General features: G+C 62.9%; 22 protein-coding genes and 1 pseudogene. 12 read left to right on the top strand and 11 right to left on the bottom strand.

Annotation, left to right across the window (positions count from 1 at the left end; all coding sequences use genetic code 11):
- The first annotated feature begins 1 nt into the window (after position 1).
- Genes JOZ06_RS03315 through glp form a run of 3 tightly spaced genes read left to right on the top strand, consistent with a single transcriptional unit; the run spans position 2 to position 2,275 of the window.
- Positions 2–460, top strand: a complete 459-nt coding sequence (locus JOZ06_RS03315) for a molybdenum cofactor biosynthesis protein MoaE (RefSeq protein ID WP_293228590.1) — start codon at positions 2–4, stop codon at positions 458–460.
- Entirely contained in the window at positions 432–1,088 is a 657-nt protein-coding gene (locus JOZ06_RS03310; protein ID WP_293228587.1) for a molybdenum cofactor guanylyltransferase, read from the top strand. Before JOZ06_RS03315 ends, JOZ06_RS03310 begins: the two co-directional genes overlap by 29 nt.
- A complete protein-coding gene (glp, locus tag JOZ06_RS03305) occupies positions 1,085–2,275 on the top strand; it encodes a gephyrin-like molybdotransferase Glp (protein WP_293228584.1) in 1,191 nt (396 codons plus the stop codon). Before JOZ06_RS03310 ends, glp begins: the two co-directional genes overlap by 4 nt.
- 58 nt (positions 2,276–2,333) lie before the next feature.
- Here glp and JOZ06_RS03300 read toward each other — a convergent pair whose 3' ends face one another.
- From JOZ06_RS03300 to JOZ06_RS03285, 4 genes are all read right to left on the bottom strand, one after another.
- The gene (locus JOZ06_RS03300; RefSeq protein ID WP_293228582.1) at positions 2,334–2,888 is read right to left on the bottom strand and encodes a hypothetical protein; all 555 of its coding nucleotides are present in this window, start codon (positions 2,886–2,888) and stop codon (positions 2,334–2,336) included.
- On the bottom strand, positions 2,885–3,157 hold the full coding sequence (locus JOZ06_RS03295; protein ID WP_293228579.1) for a DUF2325 domain-containing protein: 273 nt from the start codon (positions 3,155–3,157) through the stop codon (positions 2,885–2,887). Before JOZ06_RS03295 ends, JOZ06_RS03300 begins: the two co-directional genes overlap by 4 nt.
- 26 nt (positions 3,158–3,183) lie before the next feature.
- On the bottom strand, positions 3,184–4,182 hold the full coding sequence (locus JOZ06_RS03290) for a sulfate ABC transporter substrate-binding protein (RefSeq protein WP_293228577.1): 999 nt from the start codon (positions 4,180–4,182) through the stop codon (positions 3,184–3,186).
- A gap of 101 nt (positions 4,183–4,283) precedes the next feature.
- Positions 4,284–4,589 carry a hypothetical protein gene (locus tag JOZ06_RS03285; protein WP_293228574.1) on the bottom strand — a complete coding sequence of 102 codons (306 nt, stop codon included), beginning with the start codon at positions 4,587–4,589 and terminating at the stop codon, positions 4,284–4,286.
- A gap of 367 nt (positions 4,590–4,956) precedes the next feature.
- Between JOZ06_RS03285 and JOZ06_RS03280 the strand changes: the two genes are divergently transcribed.
- Complete coding sequence (locus tag JOZ06_RS03280) at positions 4,957–5,943, top strand: GAF domain-containing protein (protein ID WP_293228571.1); 987 nt, start codon at positions 4,957–4,959, stop codon at positions 5,941–5,943.
- A gap of 18 nt (positions 5,944–5,961) precedes the next feature.
- Here the strand turns inward: JOZ06_RS03280 and trpE are convergent, their stop codons facing one another.
- From trpE to rpe, 4 genes are all read right to left on the bottom strand, one after another.
- Entirely contained in the window at positions 5,962–7,428 is a 1,467-nt protein-coding gene (trpE, locus tag JOZ06_RS03275; protein ID WP_293228919.1) for an anthranilate synthase component I, read from the bottom strand.
- A 131-nt stretch (positions 7,429–7,559) separates the two neighbouring features.
- The gene (locus JOZ06_RS03270) at positions 7,560–8,240 is read right to left on the bottom strand and encodes a phosphoglycolate phosphatase (protein ID WP_293228569.1); all 681 of its coding nucleotides are present in this window, start codon (positions 8,238–8,240) and stop codon (positions 7,560–7,562) included.
- Positions 8,241–8,243: 3 nt separating this feature from the next.
- Positions 8,244–8,993: an SDR family NAD(P)-dependent oxidoreductase gene (locus tag JOZ06_RS03265; protein ID WP_293228567.1), complete on the bottom strand. Its 750-nt coding sequence runs from the start codon at positions 8,991–8,993 to the stop codon at positions 8,244–8,246.
- Complete coding sequence (gene rpe / locus JOZ06_RS03260) at positions 8,993–9,676, bottom strand: ribulose-phosphate 3-epimerase (protein WP_293228917.1); 684 nt, start codon at positions 9,674–9,676, stop codon at positions 8,993–8,995. The genes JOZ06_RS03265 and rpe overlap by 1 nt, the downstream gene beginning before the upstream one ends.
- A 118-nt stretch (positions 9,677–9,794) precedes the next feature.
- Between rpe and apaG the strand changes: the two genes are divergently transcribed.
- The 6 genes and pseudogenes from apaG to JOZ06_RS20645 form a co-directional block, all read left to right on the top strand.
- Entirely contained in the window at positions 9,795–10,175 is a 381-nt protein-coding gene (apaG, locus tag JOZ06_RS03255) for a Co2+/Mg2+ efflux protein ApaG (RefSeq protein ID WP_293228565.1), read from the top strand.
- 31 nt (positions 10,176–10,206) lie between these two features.
- On the top strand, positions 10,207–12,012 hold the full coding sequence (locus JOZ06_RS03250) for an ABC transporter ATP-binding protein/permease (protein ID WP_293228562.1): 1,806 nt from the start codon (positions 10,207–10,209) through the stop codon (positions 12,010–12,012).
- A 189-nt stretch (positions 12,013–12,201) separates the two neighbouring features.
- Complete coding sequence (locus JOZ06_RS03245) at positions 12,202–13,653, top strand: aminoacyl-histidine dipeptidase (protein WP_293228560.1); 1,452 nt, start codon at positions 12,202–12,204, stop codon at positions 13,651–13,653.
- Between the two features lie 99 nt (positions 13,654–13,752).
- Positions 13,753–14,469, top strand: coding sequence for a DUF554 domain-containing protein (locus JOZ06_RS03240; protein ID WP_293228558.1), 717 nt, complete (start codon positions 13,753–13,755; stop codon positions 14,467–14,469).
- A gap of 379 nt (positions 14,470–14,848) precedes the next feature.
- Positions 14,849–16,075 carry a cyclopropane-fatty-acyl-phospholipid synthase family protein gene (locus tag JOZ06_RS03235; protein ID WP_293228555.1) on the top strand — a complete coding sequence of 409 codons (1,227 nt, stop codon included), beginning with the start codon at positions 14,849–14,851 and terminating at the stop codon, positions 16,073–16,075.
- Between the two features lie 26 nt (positions 16,076–16,101).
- Positions 16,102–16,260, top strand: a pseudogene (locus JOZ06_RS20645) (nucleotidyltransferase family protein); the annotation flags it as partial.
- 40 nt (positions 16,261–16,300) lie between these two features.
- Here JOZ06_RS20645 and JOZ06_RS03230 read toward each other — a convergent pair.
- Positions 16,301–16,516, bottom strand: a complete 216-nt coding sequence (locus tag JOZ06_RS03230) for a hypothetical protein (protein ID WP_293228553.1) — start codon at positions 16,514–16,516, stop codon at positions 16,301–16,303.
- Positions 16,513–16,782: a hypothetical protein gene (locus JOZ06_RS03225; RefSeq protein ID WP_293228551.1), complete on the bottom strand. Its 270-nt coding sequence runs from the start codon at positions 16,780–16,782 to the stop codon at positions 16,513–16,515. The genes JOZ06_RS03230 and JOZ06_RS03225 overlap by 4 nt, the downstream gene beginning before the upstream one ends.
- Positions 16,783–16,987: 205 nt before the next feature.
- Between JOZ06_RS03225 and JOZ06_RS03220 the strand changes: the two genes are divergently transcribed.
- Both JOZ06_RS03220 and JOZ06_RS03215 read left to right on the top strand, forming a co-directional pair.
- Positions 16,988–18,085, top strand: coding sequence for a PfkB family carbohydrate kinase (locus JOZ06_RS03220; RefSeq protein ID WP_293228549.1), 1,098 nt, complete (start codon positions 16,988–16,990; stop codon positions 18,083–18,085).
- Between the two features lie 2 nt (positions 18,086–18,087).
- The gene (locus tag JOZ06_RS03215) at positions 18,088–19,011 is read left to right on the top strand and encodes a pseudouridine-5'-phosphate glycosidase (protein WP_293228547.1); all 924 of its coding nucleotides are present in this window, start codon (positions 18,088–18,090) and stop codon (positions 19,009–19,011) included.
- A 180-nt stretch (positions 19,012–19,191) separates the two neighbouring features.
- On the opposite strand, the gene JOZ06_RS03210 is transcribed toward JOZ06_RS03215, so the two are convergent.
- Positions 19,192–19,767: a DNA-3-methyladenine glycosylase I gene (locus JOZ06_RS03210; RefSeq protein WP_293228544.1), complete on the bottom strand. Its 576-nt coding sequence runs from the start codon at positions 19,765–19,767 to the stop codon at positions 19,192–19,194.
- Between the last annotated feature and the right edge of the window lie 36 nt (positions 19,768–19,803).

Raw genomic sequence — 19,803 nt, 5'->3', positions numbered from 1 at the left:
TATGCGATTGTCGGTCACGGTGTCTGCGGACGTGTTCGATCTGGGGCAGGAAGAGGCCCGCTTGGCGGCCGAGGCCGGCGATGCCGGGGCCGTGGTGGCGTTCGTCGGCCGTGTGCGCGGCCAGGATGGGCCAGTGGCCCTGGCTTCGTTGTTTCTAGAGCACTATCCCGGCGTGACGGAGAGCGAGATCGCCCGCATTGCCCGCGAGGCGGCCACGCGCTGGCCGCTGTTGGCTTGCCGGGTCGTGCATCGCGTCGGCCATTTGCGGCCGGGCGAGGGCATCGTGCTGGTGCTGATGGCGTCCTCACACCGCCAAGCGGCTTTCCAAGCGGCCGAGTACTTGATGGATTATCTAAAGACCCAGGCGCCGTTCTGGAAGCGCGAGTGCTTTGCCGACGGCAGCGAGCGCTGGGTTGAGGCAAAGACTTCCGATGACGATGCCTGCCGGCGCTGGTCCTGAGCGCGCCGAGGTGGCTGGCCTGCTCCTCGCCGGCGGCGAGGGTCGGCGCATGGGCGGGGTCGACAAAGGCTGGCTGCCGCTGGCAGGCCGCGCCTTGATCGAACACGTACTCTCGCGGCTATCGCCTCAGGTGGGCGCGGTATGGCTGAGCGCCAACCGGACGCTCGACCGCTATCGTCTGCTCGGGCCGCCGGTGTTGCGCGACGACCCGGACTGGGTCGGCATGGGACCCCTGGCGGGGCTCGCGACGCTCGCGCCGCGCCTGCCGGCGTCGGTGCGGTTCGTTCAGCTTGTTCCCTGCGATACGCCGCTGCTGCCGACCGATCTGACGGCGCGGCTGGGCGATTTTCTCCGGCATCATGCCGATTGCGGCGCTTGCTATCCGCAGACGCCGGCGGGTCCCGAACCGGCTATGTTGCTCGTGCGGCGCGAAGCGTTGACGAGCCTGCCGGGTTATCTGCGTCAGGGCGGACGCAGCCTGCGTGGCTGGCTGGGGGTGTGCGTCAGCCAAGGCGTGCCCTTCGATGCCTCTCCCGCTTTTGCCAATGCGAATGATCCTGCCGCCCTTGCTCGGCTGGAAACCTTATGGCGCGCCGAGGCGGCGCCCGATTGTGGAGCTTCACCATGATGGATTACACCCTGGCGCTGGACGCGCTGGAACGCGCGCTGTCGCCGGTTGCCGGCCTGGAAACGCTGCCGCTGGCAAGCGCCGCCGGGCGCTTGTTGGCCGAGCCCTTGCCGGCGCGATGGGATACGCCCGCCTTTGATAACAGCGCCATGGACGGCTATGCGTTGGCCGATCCCGATGGCGTGTTGACGGATTTTGCCCTGGCCGGACGCACCGCCGCCGGCGATGCGCCGGCCGATGCCCTGCTGCCGGGAGAGGCGCTGCGTATTTTTACCGGCGCGCCGTTGCCGGCCGGCGCCACGGCGGTGGTTCCGCAGGAGCTCGCCCATGCCGCCGATGGCCGTGTCAGGCTCGATGCGCCGTCGCCGGTTGGCAGCCATGTTCGACGCCGTGCCGAGGAGTTTGCCGTGGGCGCCCCGTTGCTGGCGGCCGGCAGTGTATTGGGCCCGGCGGCCATCGCGCTGGCGGCCAGTCAGGGGTACCGGACGGTGTCCGTGCGCCGGCGGTTGCGCGTGGCGGTGTTTTCTAGCGGTAACGAGCTGTGCGAGCCGGGCGGTGAACTCGCGCCGGGTAAAATCTTCGATGCCAATCGTTATCAGTTGTTGGCCTGGCTTGCCTCATGGCCGGTTGATGTGGTGGATGGCGGCATTCTGCCGGACGACCTGGCTCAGACGCGCGCGCGACTGGCCGCCGTGGCGGAGGCGGTCGACGTGATTCTGACCAGCGGCGGCGCGTCGGTGGGGGAGGAAGACCATCTCAAGGCGGCGCTGTGCGAGATCGGCCAGCTCGATGCCTGGCGCTTGGCCATCAAGCCCGGGAAGCCCTTTGCATGGGGCCGGACAGGGGCGGCGCACGTGTTCATGCTGCCAGGCAACCCGGTGGCGACCTTTGTGACGTTTTATCTGCTGGTGGCGCCGGCATTGCGTAAGCTGGCCGGTGCGGCGGCGATGCGGCCGGCGCGTTTGGCGGCCCGCGCGGTCTTTGCGCGTGGCGGTGGCGAGGTGCGGCGCGAGTTCTTGCGTGGTCGCCTGGGTCTCAATAGCGCGGGCGAGCCGGAGGTGACGCCGCTTGCCGGTCAGGGCTCGGCCATGTTGAGTGCCTGCGCCGCGGCGGATTGTCTGGTGGAAGTGCCGCCGTCGACGGCGGTGTCCGCCGGTGACTGGCTGACGGTTTATCCCCTTGGGTAGGGTGTGCAGACGCGTCAGGTGTTCGGCGCAATGTCGCGCGTTGCGCGCCGATTGCGCCCTACGCGGCGTTTAGGCCGACCGGCCTAAAGCCGTCCACCCCGTTTAGCGCGGTGGCAAAGCCGTTGCGGCGGTAGCTGGCGGCAATGCGCGCGAGCCGGTTCGGATCGCGTTCCAGTGCCGCGGGCAGGAGGATGCCGATGCGGCAAGGCAGTGCCAGACGATCGACAATGTCGCGAAAGACGGCGCCGTGATTGTCGCTCACGCCGTCGATCAAGGCTTGGCTGACCGGTAAATAAGCCGTCTGTGACGGCGTCGTGCGCTCCATGAGATTGAGTAGATGCAGCGCGCGGGCGAAACGGTCGAGCACCACGGCGGTTTCGCTGGCGCGGCACAGCGCGATGACGGTGTCTTCCCGTACCGTTTGGCCGGTTGGCGCTCGAAAGCGCGTGCTGGCAAGCCAGATGTCCGGATATGGGCGAGTCAGCATGCTGTCGAGCCGATATTTGAGAAACAAGCCGGCGTAGCCGCCCTCAGCGTTAGCGACGATGGGAAAGTGGCTGAAGTAGTGCGTTTGCACCTGATTGATGAAAACGCGTAGCCGTTCGTCGCTCATGCCGCCGCCTTTTGCGGTTGCGCGCCGACTTTTCGCCCGAAATATTCCACCGGCCAGTCTTGACGCAACGCTTCCTGTCGCACCCGTTTGCATAGATTGTGATTGACGTAGCCCAGCATGACCACGACCAGATCGATGCGGCGCGGGAAGGTGCGGCGGCAATCGCCGGTCTTGCGGCCTTCCCAGTGCTCGACTTGATCGTAACCGCGCGCGGCCAATTGGCGCCGCACGGTTTCCACCGTATCACCACCGACAATCAGTGCTCTCATCGCGCCTTCTCCATGGATCGTCAGGTTCACTGCGCCTGGATTTGATCGAAGATGCCGCCATCGTTGAAGTGCTTGGCCTGCGTGGCGCGCCAGTCCCCGAACGTTTGCTGGAAGGTGAACAGCTTGAGTTTGGGAAACTGAGCGCCGTACTGGGCGGCGATCTTCGGGTCATGCGGCCGGTAGAAGTACGCTGCCGCCAGCGTTTGCCCCTGCGGCGAGTACAGATATTTCAGATAGGCCTCGGCGACCTTGCGTGTGCCGCGGGCGTCGACGTTCTTGTCGATCACCGCCACCGGCGGCTCGGCCAGGATGCTTTCCGACGGCGTGACGATTTGCACCTTGCCCGGGCCTAGTTCCTTGAGCGACAAGAGCGCCTCGTTTTCCCAGGCCAACAGCACGTCGCCCTGGCCGCGTTCGGCGAAGGTGATGGTTGCGCCGCGCGAGCCGGTGTCGAGGATCGGCACGTTCTTGTACAGTGCTTTGACGAAGGTTTTCGCCGCCGCCTCGCTGCCATGATTGCGGTGCAGCGCATAGCCCCAGGCGGCCAGGTAGTTCCAGCGCGCGCCGCCGGACGTCTTCGGATTGGGGGTGATCACCTGGATGCCGGGCCGGATCAAGTCGTTCCAGTCACGGATGTGCTTGGGGTTGCCCTGGCGAACCAGGAACACGATGGTCGAGGTGTAGGGCGAACTGTTGTTGGGCAGGCGCGTTTGCCAGTTTTTCGCCACAAGACCGTTGTCGGCGAGCGTGTCGATGTCGTAGCCGAGCGCCAATGTGGCGACGTCGGCGCCGATGCCGTCGAGGATGGCGCGGGCCTGCTTGGCCGAGCCGCCATGCGATTGGCGCACGGTCACGTCTTGGCCGCTGGATTTCTTCCAGTAATCGGCAAAGGCCTTGTCATAGCTTTGGTAGAACTCACGCGTCGGATCGTAGGAGACGTTGAGCAATGTGGTGCCGGCAATGGCGCCGGTCAGGCTCAGCGCGAGCAGCAGGGCGTGAACGCCGGGTACATGGGGTCGAAACATCGTACTCTCCGCACAGTAGGTATGACGGAGAGTTTATCTAAAATCAATATTCCCACAAAATAGTGTTTTTCTATTTTTTTAGAAATTATTGGAATAAGCGATTATTGCGATGCCGGCGTTGGCGCCGATTTGACGCGGCGCAACGGCGCGGCACCCTTCTTGCCGGACGCGTCGACCTTTTTGATCAGCGATTTCTTCGCCGGCTTTTTGCTGCTGGCGGTCGCGTGGTGAATGTGGACCGGCGGCGCGGCTTCGTCGTCGTCAAAATCCATATCGATCAGTGAGCGATCCGTGGATTTGGTCTGAATCACGGCGCTGGCGGTGTCTGGTGCTGCTGGTTTCGTCACGGGCATGGCTTGCGCCGCTCCCAGCACAATCAGCAATGCCGCCGTAATCAGTTTTTTCACGGTCGGGTCCTGTTTTTTCACCGGCCAGGCGCGTGGCGCTTGCCGGTGTCTGTCTCTACGTTTGCGCCTTTTTCCGGGGCGCTTATGCCAAAAATCAGCTTTGGTTTGAATGAATTATCGGAAACGGCAGGAATGTCGTCTGTTGGGCGAATGTGTTGATATGTAATGGAATGTACATATTGGTGTTCCGAAGGGCTCTTCGGCGGTGGAGCTTGCATTCGTTAGGCCTATCGCCGATACCGAAGAAGGGCGCACCGATGGCCGCAGCCGCAAAAGATTCCGAACGGATTCTAAAAAAGGGGGGCGGACGGCCGAGCGCTCAAGTTGCGTTTGCCGGCATCGCCGGCTTGATGAGATCAGGTTCAACATGCAGCCAGCCCCCGTTCCGGACAATGAGTCGCTGCGCCTTGCGGTGCTCGATTCGTTCGATCTGTTCTATACCCCCGCCGAAGAATGTTTCGACCGGTTGACCCGGGTCGCGGCGCAAGCGCTGTCGATGCCGATTGCCATGGTGACGCTGGTCGGCCGAGAGCGGCAATGGTTCAAATCGCGCGTCGGGGTGGGGTGGTCGGAAATGCCGCGCGCGCAGTCGATCTGCGCCCATACCATTTTGCAGGATGGCCCGCTGGTGGTGGCCGATGCCCGGCAGGATCCCCGATTTCGACAGCATCCGCTGGTGCGCGCCGCCCCAGGCATCCGTTTTTATGCCGGGGTGCCGCTTCGGCTCGCGTTCGGCTTCAAGGTCGGCACCTTGTGCGTGATGGATACGCGCCCGCGTGAGCTCGATGACGATCAATTGGCCATGCTGCACGATTTGGCGCGCGCGGTGGAGGATGCCTTGCAACAAGATCGTCAGGCCATGACGCGCGCGAGCGAGCAGGGTCTCTTGGCCTGCCAAGAGCGGCGCACGCTGCTCGACGCCGTCAGCGGCTGCTGGAACCGCGCCGGATTCGAGGCCTTGCTGCAGTCCGAGGCCGGCCATGCCCGGCAGCATGCATCGCCATTCGCGCTATTGATTTTGACGATGGAAGACGCCCCTGCGGATGAGCCGGCTTTGATGGTGGAGGCGGCCAGCCGGCTGCGGCGCGTGACGCAAAGCGCCGGCATTGTGACGCGCTTTTCGCCCGAGTCGTTCGCGCTCGTGATCGCGCCCTGCGATCGCGCCGCGTTAAGCCGGATTCAGCGCCGCGTGCGCTTGGTCATGCAGGAGAGGCCGTTTGGTCGGGGAGCGGGGCGGCCGTTGGCGGTGAATTGCGGCGGCGCGCTGGTGGCGCCGCCCGGGTTCGATGTGGCGCTGGCGTTGGTGGATGCCGATCGGCGTTTGCAGCAAGCGCGCCGGCGCGCCAGGTTATAAGACGCCAAGCGGGCGGTCTCAGGCATCCAGCCCTTGCTGGACCATTTCCGCCGCGCGGATCAGCGCGCGTGCCTTGTTCTGGGTCTCCTGCCACTCCGATGCCGGCACGGAGTCGGCGACGATGCCGGCCCCCGATTGCACGTACAACATGCCGTTTTTGATGATGCCGGTGCGAATGGCGATGGCCAGATCCATTTCGCCGTTGAAGGCGAGGTAACCGACCGCGCCGCCATAGATGCCGCGCCGGCTCGGTTCCAACTCGTCGATGATCTCCATGGCGCGAATCTTCGGCGCGCCCGACAGCGTGCCGGCCGGGAAAGTGGCGCGAATGACGTCGATGTTGGATACGTCGTCGCTCACGCGGCCCTCCACGTTCGAGACGATGTGCATTACGTGCGAATAACGTTCGATCACCATCTTGTCGGTGACCCGCACCGATCCGGTTTCGGCCACGCGGCCAATGTCGTTGCGGCCCAGGTCGATCAGCATGACGTGTTCGGCAATCTCCTTTGGGTCGGCCAACAGTTCCTCGGCCAGTCGAACGTCGTCATCCGGCGTGGCGCCGCGCGGGCGTGTGCCGGCGAGCGGTCGGACGGTGACGGTGCCGTCTTGGCGTTGCACGAGAATTTCCGGCGAGGCGCCGACCACGTGAAAGTCGCCGAAATGGTAGAAGAACATATAGGGCGACGGGTTGAGGCTGCGCAGGGCGCGATAGAGCGCGAGCGGCGACTCCTGAAATTGCATTTGCATGCGCTGGGCCAGCACTACCTGCATGATGTCGCCATCAAGGATGTAGCGTTTGCACTGATCGACCGCGTGCATGAAGGGCTCGTCGCCGAATTCCGAAATGGCGCGGCAGGCCCGGCTCGGCAGCGACAGCGGAATGTCCACCGGCGTGCGCAGTCGCGCGCGCAATTGGCCTAGGCGCGCCTGGGCCAGGGTAAAGGCGCGGGGTTGCGCCGGGTCGGCGTAGATGACCAGATAAAGCTTGCCCGACAAATTGTCGAATACCGCCACTTCCTCGGATAACAGCAACTGGATGTCGGGTGTCCCGACCGGGTCGGGTTTATCCGTGGCCGCCAGGCGCTTTTCGATATAGCGGACGGTGTCGTAGCCGAAATAACCGACCAGCCCGCAGGTGTTGCGCGGCAATCCGTTGGCCGGCGCGGCGCGGAAACGCGCCTGATAAGCGGCGATAAAGTCGAGCGGATTGCCGGTGTGTCTTTCGACGACCATGCCATCCTGCTCGACCTCGACCAACTCGCGCTCGACGCGCAGTCGTGTGCGGCAAGGCATGCCGATAAAGGAGTAGCGGCCGAAACGTTCTCCGCCGACCACGGATTCGAGCAGGTAGGAATAAGGCTGATTGGCGAGCTTCAGGTAAACCGATAGCGGGGTGTCCAAGTCGGCGAAGAGCTCCAGCACGACCGGAATGCGATTGTAGCCCTGTTGCGCCAGGTCATCGAATTCGCTCTGTTTCATGATTGGCCTTTGTCCCTGATGTTGTTATGTCGTAGGCAAGAGAAAGTGACTGCTCTTATTACGTTTTTTAAGCATTCTTGCTGAATTCAGGGGCGAAGTAAACCGCGGCCCGGGAGCCCCCGGGCCGGGAGAGGTCAGATGGCCGGCGTTGCCGGCTTGATCAGGTCGTAGAGGGTTTCCAGCGAATCGAGCGTCAGATCGGCGTTCAGACTGTCGGCATCGGCGTAACCGTAGCGCATCAAGGCGACCGGACAGCCGGCATTGCGGGCGGCCAGCACGTCGTTGGCCGAGTCGCCGACCATCAAGAGTTCGCCAGGTTGCACGCCGAAGGCTTGGCTGACGTGCAAAAGCGGCAATGCCGAGGGCTTTTTCTCCGCCAGGGTGTCGCCACCGAGGATCAGCGCGAAATCGTCGGCCAGCGCGAGTTCTTGCAAGAGCGGCTGCGCCAGGCGTTCGGATTTGTTGGTGACGACCGCCAAGGGCAAATTCAGTGCCTTCAGCAGTCCCAGACCGGTGGTGACGCCCGGATAGACCGTGGTGTGCACGGTCAGATGGTCGCGATAGTACTGCACGAAAAAGCGGTAGCCTTGCTCCCATTGGTCGTGCGGCGCCAGCGCATCGCGTTCGTCGGTGATGGCGCGGTGCACGAGGCTCGCGATACCGTCGCCGACATGCTCGCGAATGCGCGCGTGCTGCAACGCCGGCATGTCCAGGTGGGCGCGCATGGCGTTGGCGGCGGCGATCAGGTCGGGCAGCGAGTCGACCAGGGTGCCGTCCAGGTCGAAGGCGATGGCCTTGATGTGTTCGAGTTTCATGGATCAGTCAAAAGGAAGGTTGCGAATATCCACGACGGGTTCGTCGCCGAACGCGTCGCATCGTAGGTGCCTTAGTATGCGCCGCGCCGCGTCGTCCGGGCGCGATAGCGCGCCGTCGGCCTTGAGCGCGTCAAAACGTTCTTTAAGGGGGAACTGGGTCGCGTCGCTGGCGCGGATGTCGGCCTGCATGTCGGTATCGACGACCCCGGGGTAGAGCGCCGCCACGCGCGCGCCTCGCCCCGCCTGTTCCTCCGCGGCATGGCGGCTGAAGTGATCGATTGCGGCTTTGCTTGCGCCATAGACGCCCCAACCGGGATAGGCTTTGACGGCCGCGCCGGAGGATAGGTTCAAGATGCGGGCGTCTTGCGTCAACGCCGGCGCGGCGGCCAGGAAGGCATTGGCCAGCAGCAAGGGTGCCACCAGATTGATCTGTATGGCATCGATGACGGCCTGTGGCGGATACTGGCCGGCCAGCGCGATCGGCGTGACCACGCCGGCATTGTTGATCAGATCGACCGAAACGAATGGTCCTGGGCCAAGCGCCGCCAGCAGGCGCGGCATCAGTTGAGCCGCTTCGTCGGGGTGTGACAGGTCCGCCGCGACAAAGCGGAAGCGGTCGCCGAATTCGGCCGCGAGATTCGCCGGGGCATGCCGCGCCACGCCGATGACCCGCGCCGACGGATTGGCGAGGAGTTGCCGCGCCATCGCCAGGCCCAAACCGCGCGACACGCCTGTGACGATGTGGGCGCGCATCAAGCGGCTCCCGCCAGCGCGCGGCGCATGGCGTCGATGGCGGCGCGGTAATCCGGGGCGTTGTAGACCGCCGAGCCGGCCACGAAGGTGTCGGCGCCGGCGCGGGCGATGTCGGCGATATTGTCGGCCTTGACGCCGCCGTCCACCTCAAGCCAAACCTCGCCGCCGTGGGCTTGCGTCCAGCGATCGATACGTGCGCGCGCGGCGCGAATTTTATTCAAGCTTTCCGGGATGAATTTTTGGCCGCCGAAGCCGGGGTTGACCGACATGATCAGCACCATGTCGATTTTGTCCATCACATGGTCCAGATAGTGGAGCGGCGTGGCCGGGTTGAACACCAGGCCGGCTTTGCAGCCGTGGTCGCGGATCATCGACAGCGTGCGGTCGATGTGCTCCGAGGCCTCGGGGTGGAACGTGATCAAATTGGCGCCCGCCTTGGCGAACATCGGCACCAGGCTGTCGACCGGCTTCACCATCAAATGCACGTCGATCGGCGCCTGCGTATAAGGACGGATGGCCTCGCACACCATCGGCCCCATGGTCAGGTTGGGGACATAGTGGTTGTCCATCACGTCGAAGTGGATGATGTCGGCGCCGGCGTCGATAACGTTCTTGACTTCCTCGCCCAGGCGGGCGAAATCGGCGGACAGAATGCTGGGAGCGATGCGGTAGGTCGGTTGCATGGCGTTGGCGGGGACAAGATTGGGAAAGCGGTATTGTAACGCGCTCACGGGCCGTTGTTCGGATAATATAATGAGGGAAACCCCCGCGCGTGCCGCGCATCAGACAAGAGGAGAAACCATGTCCGACAAACAACTGGCCTTCCGGGTCGAACCCGAGGCTGCGTATTCGGAAGAGCAATCGGACGTCGCTACCGATGTCTACGTTTTTCATTACCACATTCGCATCACCAATACCGGCAAGATCGCCGCGCAGCTGATCAGCCGGCACTGGATCATCACCGATGCCAATGAGCAGGTGCAGGAGGTGCGAGGCATGGGCGTCGTGGGCGAACAGCCGCGCATCGAGCCGGGCCAGAGCTACGAATACACCAGTGGCGCCACGCTGGGCACGCCTTATGGCAGCATGCGCGGTTGCTATCATCTTGTGAGCGACGACGGCCAGCGCCACGAAGTGGCCATTCCCGAGATGCAGCTGGTCGCGCGCCGCGTGCTGCACTGACTTTCCTCGACAATCAACGACAAGGCTGACGATGCGCATCTCGCATAGCGGTCCGGCGCCGACCGATCGGCACGACTGGCAGACGCTGAAGACGCTGTTTCCCTACCTGCTGCAATTCAAGTGGCGGCTTTCCCTGGCGCTCGCCTGTTTGATCCTCGCCAAGGTGGCCACGGTGGTAACCCCGTTGTACCTGAAGCACATCATCGACGGGCTGTCGGTGCCGGCGACCTTGCTCGCGGTGCCGGTGGCGGCGCTGGTCGGCTACGGTTTTGCCCGCCTGATGTCCAGCTGGCTGGCCGAGCTGCGTGACGCCATTTTCGCCAAGGTGATCCAGGGTACGGTGCGCACCGTGGCGCGCGGCGTGTTCGAGCATTTGTTCCGGCTGTCGCTGCGCTTTCATCTGGCGCGTCAGACCGGCGGCATGAGCCGGGATATCGAGCGCGGTACGCGCGGCATCGGGTTCCTGCTGAACTTCGCCGTGTTCAACATCTTGCCGACACTGCTGGAAATCGCCATGGTGACCGGTATCCTGCTGTCTCGCTATCAGGGCTGGTTTGCCGTCGTCACCCTCGGCACCATTGGCGTCTATATCGCCTTTACGCTGTCGGTGACCGAATGGCGCACGGTGTTTCGCCGCAGCATGAACGACTTGGATTCGCGCGCCAACGCGCGTGCCATCGATGCGCTGATCAACTTTGAAACCGTCAAGTACTTCAATAACGAACGCTACGAGGCAGAGCGCTATGACCGCAATCTGGCCGAGTGGGAGGCCTCCGCCATCAAGAACCAGGTGTCGCTGTCGATGCTGAACGCCGGCCAGGGCGGCATCATCGCCATCGGCGTCACGCTGGTCATGGCCATGGCGGCGCGCGGCGTGGTGCGCCATACCATGAGCGTCGGCGACGTGGTGCTGGTGGCCACCTACATCACGCAATTGTATGCGCCGCTCAATTTTCTCGGCTTTGTCTACCGAGAGATGAAACACTCCCTGGCCGATATGGAGCGCATGTTCACGCTGTTGAAGTCGCACGCCGAGGTGACCGACCGGCCGGGGGCGCAGCCGCTGGCCTCACGGGCCGTGACCGTGCGTTTCAACAACGTCGATTTCGGCTACGAGCCCGACCGGCAGATCCTGCACCGGCTCAGTTTCGACATTCCTGCCGGCACGACACTGGCGGTGGTCGGCGCGAGCGGCGCCGGCAAATCGACGCTGGCGCGGCTGATGTTCCGCTTCTACGACCCGACCGACGGCGGCATCACCTTTAACGGCGTCGATACCCGCGACTTGACGCAGGATTCGTTGCGCGCCCATATCGGCATCGTGCCGCAAGATACCGTGCTGTTTAACGATACGATCTACTACAACATCGCTTACGGCCGGCACGACGCCACGCGCGACGAGGTGATCGACGCGGCGCGTTCGGCGCATATCCACGATTTCGTCATGACCTTGCCGCAGGGCTACGACACGCAAGTGGGCGAGCGGGGCTTGAAACTGTCCGGCGGCGAAAAACAGCGTGTGGCCATTGCCCGCACCTTGCTGAAAAACCCGCCGATCATGATTTTCGACGAGGCGACCAGTGCGCTCGATTCGCACACCGAAAAGGCGATTCAGCAAGAGCTGGCCGAAATCGCCGCCAATCGCACCACCTTGATGATTGCGCACCGCCTATCGACCATCGTCGATGCCGATCGGATCCTGGTGTTGGACGGCGGGAGAGTGATCGAACAGGGCACGCATCGCGAGCTCTTGGCGCGGCCCGGGCGCTATGCCGAGATGTGGCGCTTGCAGCAGGAACAGCGCGACGATGCTGCAATAATTGAGTTGAATCAATAAGCTTTATGTCCTTTTCACAGTTGACGTGGTACATTCTTTCAATCCCCATGAGAACGGCATTTAGATCGTGCCCATGGGGGTGCGTCACGTGCTTCTAGGTCCCTTACCTCGCGGCGGCTCACCCCGGAGCCGCTTGTTAAGCACGGCGCCATTCGCAACCAGCTCATATAGCTCATAGGAAGTAGTGCAATGGTTATTGCCGAACTCGAACCCAAGGCAGTCTGGGAGCATTTCCAGACTTTGTGCGACATCCCGCGCCCGTCCAAACACGAAGAACAGCTTCGCGATTACCTCAAGGGCTGGGCCGATCTCAATGGCTTGGAATCGGTCATTGATGCCGCTGGCAACCTGATTATCCGCAAGCCGGCCACCCCGGGCATGGAGAACCGTGTCGGCGTGGTGATGCAAGGGCACCTGGACATGGTGTGCCAGGCCAATAGCGGCACCGAACACGATTTCTTCAAGGACCCGATCCGCCCCGTGCTGAAAGACGGCTGGCTCGTCGCGGAAAACACCACGCTGGGCGCCGACAACGGAATCGGCGTGGCGCTCGCCATGGCGGCGCTCGTTAGCACCAACGTGCCGCACGGCCCGATCGAAGCGTTGTTTACCCTGGACGAAGAGCAGGGCATGGGCGGTGCGCTCAACCTGGAAACCGGGTTGCTGAAGGGCAAATACCTGCTCAACCTCGACACCGAGGCGTGGGGCGAATTCTTCATGGGCTGTGCCGGCGGCGTCGACGTCAACGTCGAGCGCAAGTTCGCCACCCGTGCCGTGCCGGCGGGCTATGCGGTCGCCAAATTGTCGGTGACCGGTCTGTGCGGCGGCCACTCCGGCGCCGATATCCACCTGGGCCGCGGTAATGCCAACAAGATTCTGCTGCGCGTGCTGACCGAACTGGGTCGTGAAACCGACCTGTGCCTGTCGAGCCTGACCGGCGGTACCGCCCGCAACGCGCTGCCGCGCGAAGCGTTTGCCGTGGTGGCCTTCCCCAAGGCCGACCAAGACAAACTGGCCGGCCTGCTGGACCGTTTGCAAGCGACGCTGCGCGACGAACTGATCAGCATCGACGAAGGCGTGACCCTGAGTCTCGCGGCCGATCAGGCCGCCGATGTCATGGATGCGGCCGAGCAAAAAACGATTCTCGCCGCACTGCACGCCGCGCCGCATGGCGTGAAGGCGATGAGCCAGCGCGTGCCGGGCGTGGTGGAAACGTCCAATAATCTGGGCGTGATCCGCCTCGGCGAAGGCAAGTTGTTCTGCAATTTCATGGTCCGCTCGTTGATCGACTCCGGCACCATGATGCTGGCCGACGAAATCGTCAGCCTGTTCACGCTCATCGGCGCGGATATCAGCTCCGAAGGCCAGTACCCGGGCTGGGCGCCGAATCCGCAGTCCCAGTTGCTGGCGCTGTGCCGCGACATCTACCGCCGCGACTTCAAGGCGGAATCGCAGGTGCAAGTGATTCACGCCGGTCTGGAATGCGGCATCATCGGCGCCAAGTATCCGCAAATGGACATGGTGTCCTTCGGCCCGAACATCCGCGGTGCGCACGCGCCGGGCGAGCGTGTCGAAGTCGCTTCCGTCTCCCATTGCTGGGATTTGGTGAAGGCCATCCTGGCCGAGGTGCCGGCGGCCTGACCCGCTTTGACGCATGTCCGCCAGGGCGTGTTGCCCTGACCCACAATGCTCCCTACTGGTTAGGGAGCATTGTTTTTTCAATGCAAAGGTAAAAATGGCATGTTGATTGGACCTTATGTGAACGGCGCCGCCGTGTTGGCCGGCGGCCTCTTCGGTGCGTGCCTCGGGGGCCGGGTGCCCGAGCGGGTGCGCGATACGTTGCCGTTGACCTTCGGCCTGGCCTCGATGGGGCTGGGGGTGATGCTGATCATCAAGGTGAAATTCATGCCGGCGGTGGTGCTGGCGATGGTGCTCGGCGCCATCATTGGCGAGCTGTGCTATGTCGAACGTTACCTGGGCCGCGCCGCGGGGGCGATGCGTGGTCTGGTCGACAACATTTTCCCTCCGCATGCCGGTCTATCGCACCGGGAATTCATGGACAAATACGTGGCGCTGCTGGTGTTGTTTTGCGCCAGCGGCACCGGTATTTTCGGCGCCATGCACGAGGGCATGACCGGTGACCCCTCTATTCTGTACATCAAAACCATTCTCGATCTGTTCACCGCGGCGATTTTCGCCACCTCGCTGGGTTATGCCGTGGCGGCCATCGCCTTGCCGCTGGTGCTGATCCAAGTCGCGCTGGCCATGCTCGCTTCGCTGATCATGCCGCTGACCACCCCGGCGATGATGGCCGACTTTTCCGCCGCCGGCGGTCTGCTGCTGCTGGCGACCGGCCTGCGCATTTGCGATATCAAAATGTTTCCGGTGGCCAATCTGCTGCCCGGCCTGGTGTTGGTGATGCCGCTTTCATCGCTATGGGCAGCTTATGTGCATTGAGGCGCGGATCAACGATTGATTGGCTGTGCGGACGGACGGGTGAATCGATCGGGCAAAGCAACAACACGCGTTTGCAAGGACGATGGGCGGACCTTGTGGTGTAAGGGCTGTAGGGCAAGGGGTTTATCCAATTTTATTGCCATAGACAACCAATCAAGATATTCCATTTTGAGCTTGCTAAGCACACGAATCATAATATTTATTATCGTATAAATACCTATTCGCTAGATTGTCACGCTAACGAAACACCCCGCTGATTTTATTGGAGTATGCTTTACACATACCTCTGGCGGTGCTTCCTTATTTTGCTCGGCCAGGGCGTTTCACGCCCGTTCCCGCTGTCCTTGTTTTATTCCGCCAGATCAAGCAGGAGAATGTCATGTTCAAGAAACTGTTTGATGAGTTTACCCATTCCGTGCGTCAGCAAATGAATCTGCCTGCCCAGATTCGACTGTGGAGCGGGGAGACGTTCGATCTCGGCGATCACCACGAGCCCAAAGTCGTCATCGCCGTCAAATCGCCCAGCGCATTGCCGCATCTGGTCAATCCGACGCTGGATTCGCTTGGCACGGCCTACGTTACCGGCCACGTGGATATTCATGGCTCGCTATTCGACGTGATCGATCTAAGCTATGCGCTGTCCGGCTTCACGGCGAAGGTGGGGCTTGCCCAATCGATGATGGCGCGGTTGGCATCCGCGTGGCAGCGCGGCGCGCGCCATACCCGGGCCAGTGACAAGCGCGCAATTCAATATCATTACGACGTTTCGAACGATTTCTATCGGCTCTGGCTCGACGAAAACATGCTGTATTCCTGCGCCTATTTCGAAAACGGCGACGAGGATCTCGGCAGTGCGCAAATCAAGAAACTAGACCATATCCTGCGCAAGATACGGCTGCGCCCGGGGGACACGCTGCTCGACATCGGTTGCGGCTGGGGCGCGTTGGCGATCCGCGCGGCGCAAACATACGGCGCCCGTGTTACCGGCGTAACCCTGTCGCAAAATCAATGCGATTTCGCCCGCGAACGTGTGCGCGCCTTGGGCTTGTCCGAGCAGATCAGCATCGAGATCATGGACTATCGCGATGTGCGAGGGCAGTTCGACCGCATCACCAGCGTCGGCATGTTCGAGCACGTCGGACGCGACAATCTGGCGGCGTATTTCAGCAAGATCGCGAGTCTGCTCAAACCGGGCGGATTGTGCATGAACCATGGCATCACCTTGTCCGACAGCGAATCGGTGGAAACGCCGTTCGGCGGCGGCAAGTTTATCGATACCTACGTTTTTCCCGATGGCGAGCTGCCGCATATCGGCGCGGTGTTGCAGACCATGCAGCAAGGCGGGCTCGAGGCGATCGATGTTGAGAACCTGCGCCGGCATTATGCGCGTACGTTGCAACTGTGGAGCGTAAACTACGAGCGCCACGCCGAAGCCGTCCGCCGGACGGTGGAAGAGCAGCAGTTCCGTATCTGGCGGGTGTATCTCGCCGGTTGCAGCTATGCGTTCGACCAGGATCACGTGGCGATCTTCCAAGTGCTATGCCACAAAGCCGGGCAAGCCGCGTCGATGCTAGACTGGTCGCGCCGCTACATGTACGCCCGATGAAGCGATGACGTCCGAAATACGCCACCCGCGTGGCGTTGCGCCTGACTGAGGATGACGCGCTGGAAGTGCTGGCGCCACATGAGCTCGGCGATCTCTTTGCGATGGTTGTGCGACGCAACCCAGTGCGTGTGAACCCGGAAGCCTATGGGCAGCACGTCGCCGACAAAAATTACTCGGGGCGGTGACCGACTGTGATCGTGGTGCCGGCGTCCGGCTAGCTACGGGTCAATGCGAGTCGTCCAGGCGGCGCGGCGGGAGGTTGGGGCGGAGGCGGGCCAGCTCGATGGCGGTTTCCCATTTCGCTTCGAGCCGGGTGATGCGATGGTCATGTTGACGTAATTCTTCGGCAACCGCTTTGAGGTTGCTTCCCACGCGCTGGACGTCCTCCACCAGCTTCAACGCTTCTCGGATCGCGGTGATGGCGTCACGCACGGCGCTCACGGCGTGGACTCTGCTGAGGCTGCCGCGTGTTCGCCCAGCGCTTGTCTGAGCGCTACCAATCCTTCCGCCAGCACGCGCTTGGCCTCGTCGACCGCCACGGCAAGCTCGTCGGTCATTTCCGTCAACATGGCTTCGTCATGTTCGGTGGCTTGGCGGCAACGGCGTTGCACGAGTTCGGACAAGCTGATCCCTTCCTTGCGTGATTCCTGCAGCAGAAAGGCCTTGAACTCTGGCGGACCCAGTACGGTAATGCGTTCTTGTTTCATCGGTTATCCTCGCTTTAGAGAGTTGGACAAGCAACTGTCCATTGTAATGGCGCGTTGAGAGGGGGCAATGTTGGGCGGCAAATTATAAAAGCGGATGCCGTGGTGTGACAGGATGCGCGGCACGTCATGCTGCCGAGGGCTTGACGCGCCGTGCGGCGCGGCCTAGTATGCAAACAAAAGTTTGTTTAACGGACAAAAGTTTGCCATGACAGAGCGTGAACAGGAAATTCTGGCCTTATTGCGGCAAGACCCGCTGATTCCGCAACAACAACTGGCCGATCAGTTGGGGATCAGCCGATCGGCGGTGGCCGGCCATATCATGAACCTGACGCAGAAAGGCCTGATCCTTGGCAAAGGCTATATCCTGGCGCAGCAGCGCTATGTGGTTCTGCTTGGCGGCGCCAATATGGACATCCGCGGCAGTACGCCGGCGCCGTTGCGTTTGGCCGACTCCAACCCAGGGCGGGTCAGCTGTTCGCCTGGCGGCGTGGCGCGCAATATCGCCGAAAATCTGGCGCGGCTCGGCGCCGATTGCCGCTTGATCAGTTGCGTAGGCGACGACCTGTATGGCCGTTCGCTGCTGGAAGCGACACAGCGCGCCGGCGTCGACGTGCGCCCCTGCCTGGTGCTGCCCGATGCCGCGACCTCCACCTATCTGTCGATCCATGGCCCGGACGGCGACATGTCGATCGCCATCAACGACATGGATATTCTGTCTCGGCTCGATGCCTCTCTGCTTGGGTCTCAGCGAGAACTGGTGCGTCATGCGGGACTGATCGTTGTCGATGCCAACTTGTCGGCCGAGGCCTTGGCCTGGCTGTTCGCCGAGGTGCGCGACACGCCGGTGTTCGTCGATACCGTGTCGGCGTTCAAGGCCGAGCGCATCCGCCCGTGGCTGGGGCAGATTCATACACTCAAACCCAACCGCATAGAGGCCGCGGCGCTGTCTGGCCTGCCGCTGGCCGATGCGGGAGACGTGCCGGCGGTAGCCGACTGGTTTCATCGCCAGGGCGTGCGCCAGCTTGTACTGAGCCTGGGTGCGGATGGCGTGTTCTTCAGCGATGGCGATCAACGCGGCTGGTGCCCGCCGCCACATGTCGAGATCGTCAACGCCACCGGCGCGGGCGATGCCTTGATGGCCGGGCTCGCCTGGGGGTGGCTGCAAGATCTGCCGTTGGCCGACACCTTGCCCTTGGCGCAAGCATGTGCGGCTCTTACGCTGTCCTCTCCCGCCACTAACAACCCGACCCTGTCGCTGGCTGCTGTCCAGCATATGAGCCGAACTTTGACGCAATCGGAGTAATCATGACCCAACACAGCTATTTGGATGTTCATCCGGAAGTCGCCGCCGCACTGGCGGCCCACCGCCCGGTGGTGGCGCTGGAGTCCACCATCATCTCGCACGGCATGCCGTATCCCCAAAATGTGGAAACCGCCTTGCGCGTCGAGGCGGAAGTACGCGCTCACGGGGCGGTGCCGGCAACCATCGCCATTATCGACGGCCGGCTCAAGGCCGGCCTGTCGCCGGAGCAGATCGAGCACCTGGGCCGGTCCGGTCGCGACGTGGCCAAGGTCAGCCGGCGCGATATGCCGTTCACCGTCGCGCGGGGCGAGACCGGCGCCACCACGGTCGCCTCGACCATGATCATCGCCGCCATGGCCGGCATCCGCGTGTTTGCCACCGGCGGCATCGGCGGCGTGCACCGCGGCGCCGAGACGAGCTTCGACGTCTCCGCCGATCTGCAGGAGTTGGCGCAGACGCCGGTCGCCGTGGTCTGCGCCGGCGCCAAGTCGATTCTCGACCTGGGTCTGACGCTGGAATACCTGGAAACGCACGGCGTGCCGGTGGTCGGCTATCAAACCGAAAAATTGCCGGCTTTCTTCACGCGCGAGAGTCCGTTCAACGTCGACTACCGGCTGGACGCGCCGGGCGAGATCGCCGCGGTGCTGAAGGCCAAGTGGGCGATGGCGCTCAAGGGCGGCATGGTGATCGCCAACCCGATTCCCCCGCAATACGCGATGGCGCCGGCCGCGATCGACGCCGCCATCGAACAGGCGCTGGCCGAAGCCCAAACGCAGGGCATTAGCGGCAAGGCCTCGACGCCATTCCTGCTGGCGCGCGTGTGCGAACTGACCGGCGGCGATAGCCTGGCGTCCAATATCCAGCTGGTGCTGAACAACGCGCGCCTTGGCGCGGCCATCGCGCGCGAATACTGCATGCTTCCCTGAAACGCGTGATGCCCCCACTCCCGCTTTCAAGGTGTTGCCGTTACTCCCGTAGTGGAAGACCGCGCAAGCGAAACGGCGGGAGTAGAAGCAAAACCTCAACGGCGGGAGTAAACGCTCGCCCCCACTCCCGCTTTCAAGGTGTTGCCGTTACGCCCGCAGCAGAAGCCGCGCGCACGCTTTTTATCCCAGACGATGTTGCGGATGCAGGAAGCAATCCGGCATATGGTCGTTGACCACGCCGGTTGCTTGCAGGTAGGCGTAGATGATGGTTGAGCCGACGAAGCGCATGCCGGCTTTTTTCAGCTCGCGGCTGATCTGGTCGGACAACGGCGACGTCGCCAGGTGCTCGCGCGCCGCGGGCGGGCGCACCACCGGCTGACCTTGCACATGGTCCCACAGCCAGCGGTCGAACGAGCCGTGTTGTGCCTGGATGGCCAAAAAGGCGCGGGCATTGTCGCGCGCGCTGGCCACTTTCTGCCGGTTGCGGATGATGCCGGGGTCCTGCAGCGCTTGCGCCAACGCGTCATCGCTCATGACCGCCACGCGTTGCGGGTCGAAATGATGAAACACACGCCGATAGCCTTCGCGCCGACGCAGGATGGTGATCCACGACAGTCCCGCCTGGGCGCCCTCCAGGATCAGCATTTCAAACAAGTGGCGGTCGTCGTGTTGCGGTTGGCCCCATTCCTGGTCATGGTAGGCCTGGTAAAGCGGGTCGTTGCCGCACCAGCTGCAACGGATTGGTTCGTCGGGCATGGGCGCTCCTGGCTATTTGGATGGCGTGACAGTGTC

Source organism: Paludibacterium sp., assembly GCF_019232825.1.
GTDB lineage: Bacteria > Pseudomonadota > Gammaproteobacteria > Burkholderiales > Chromobacteriaceae > Paludibacterium.
This window is presented reverse-complemented; position numbering and strand designations above follow the sequence as displayed.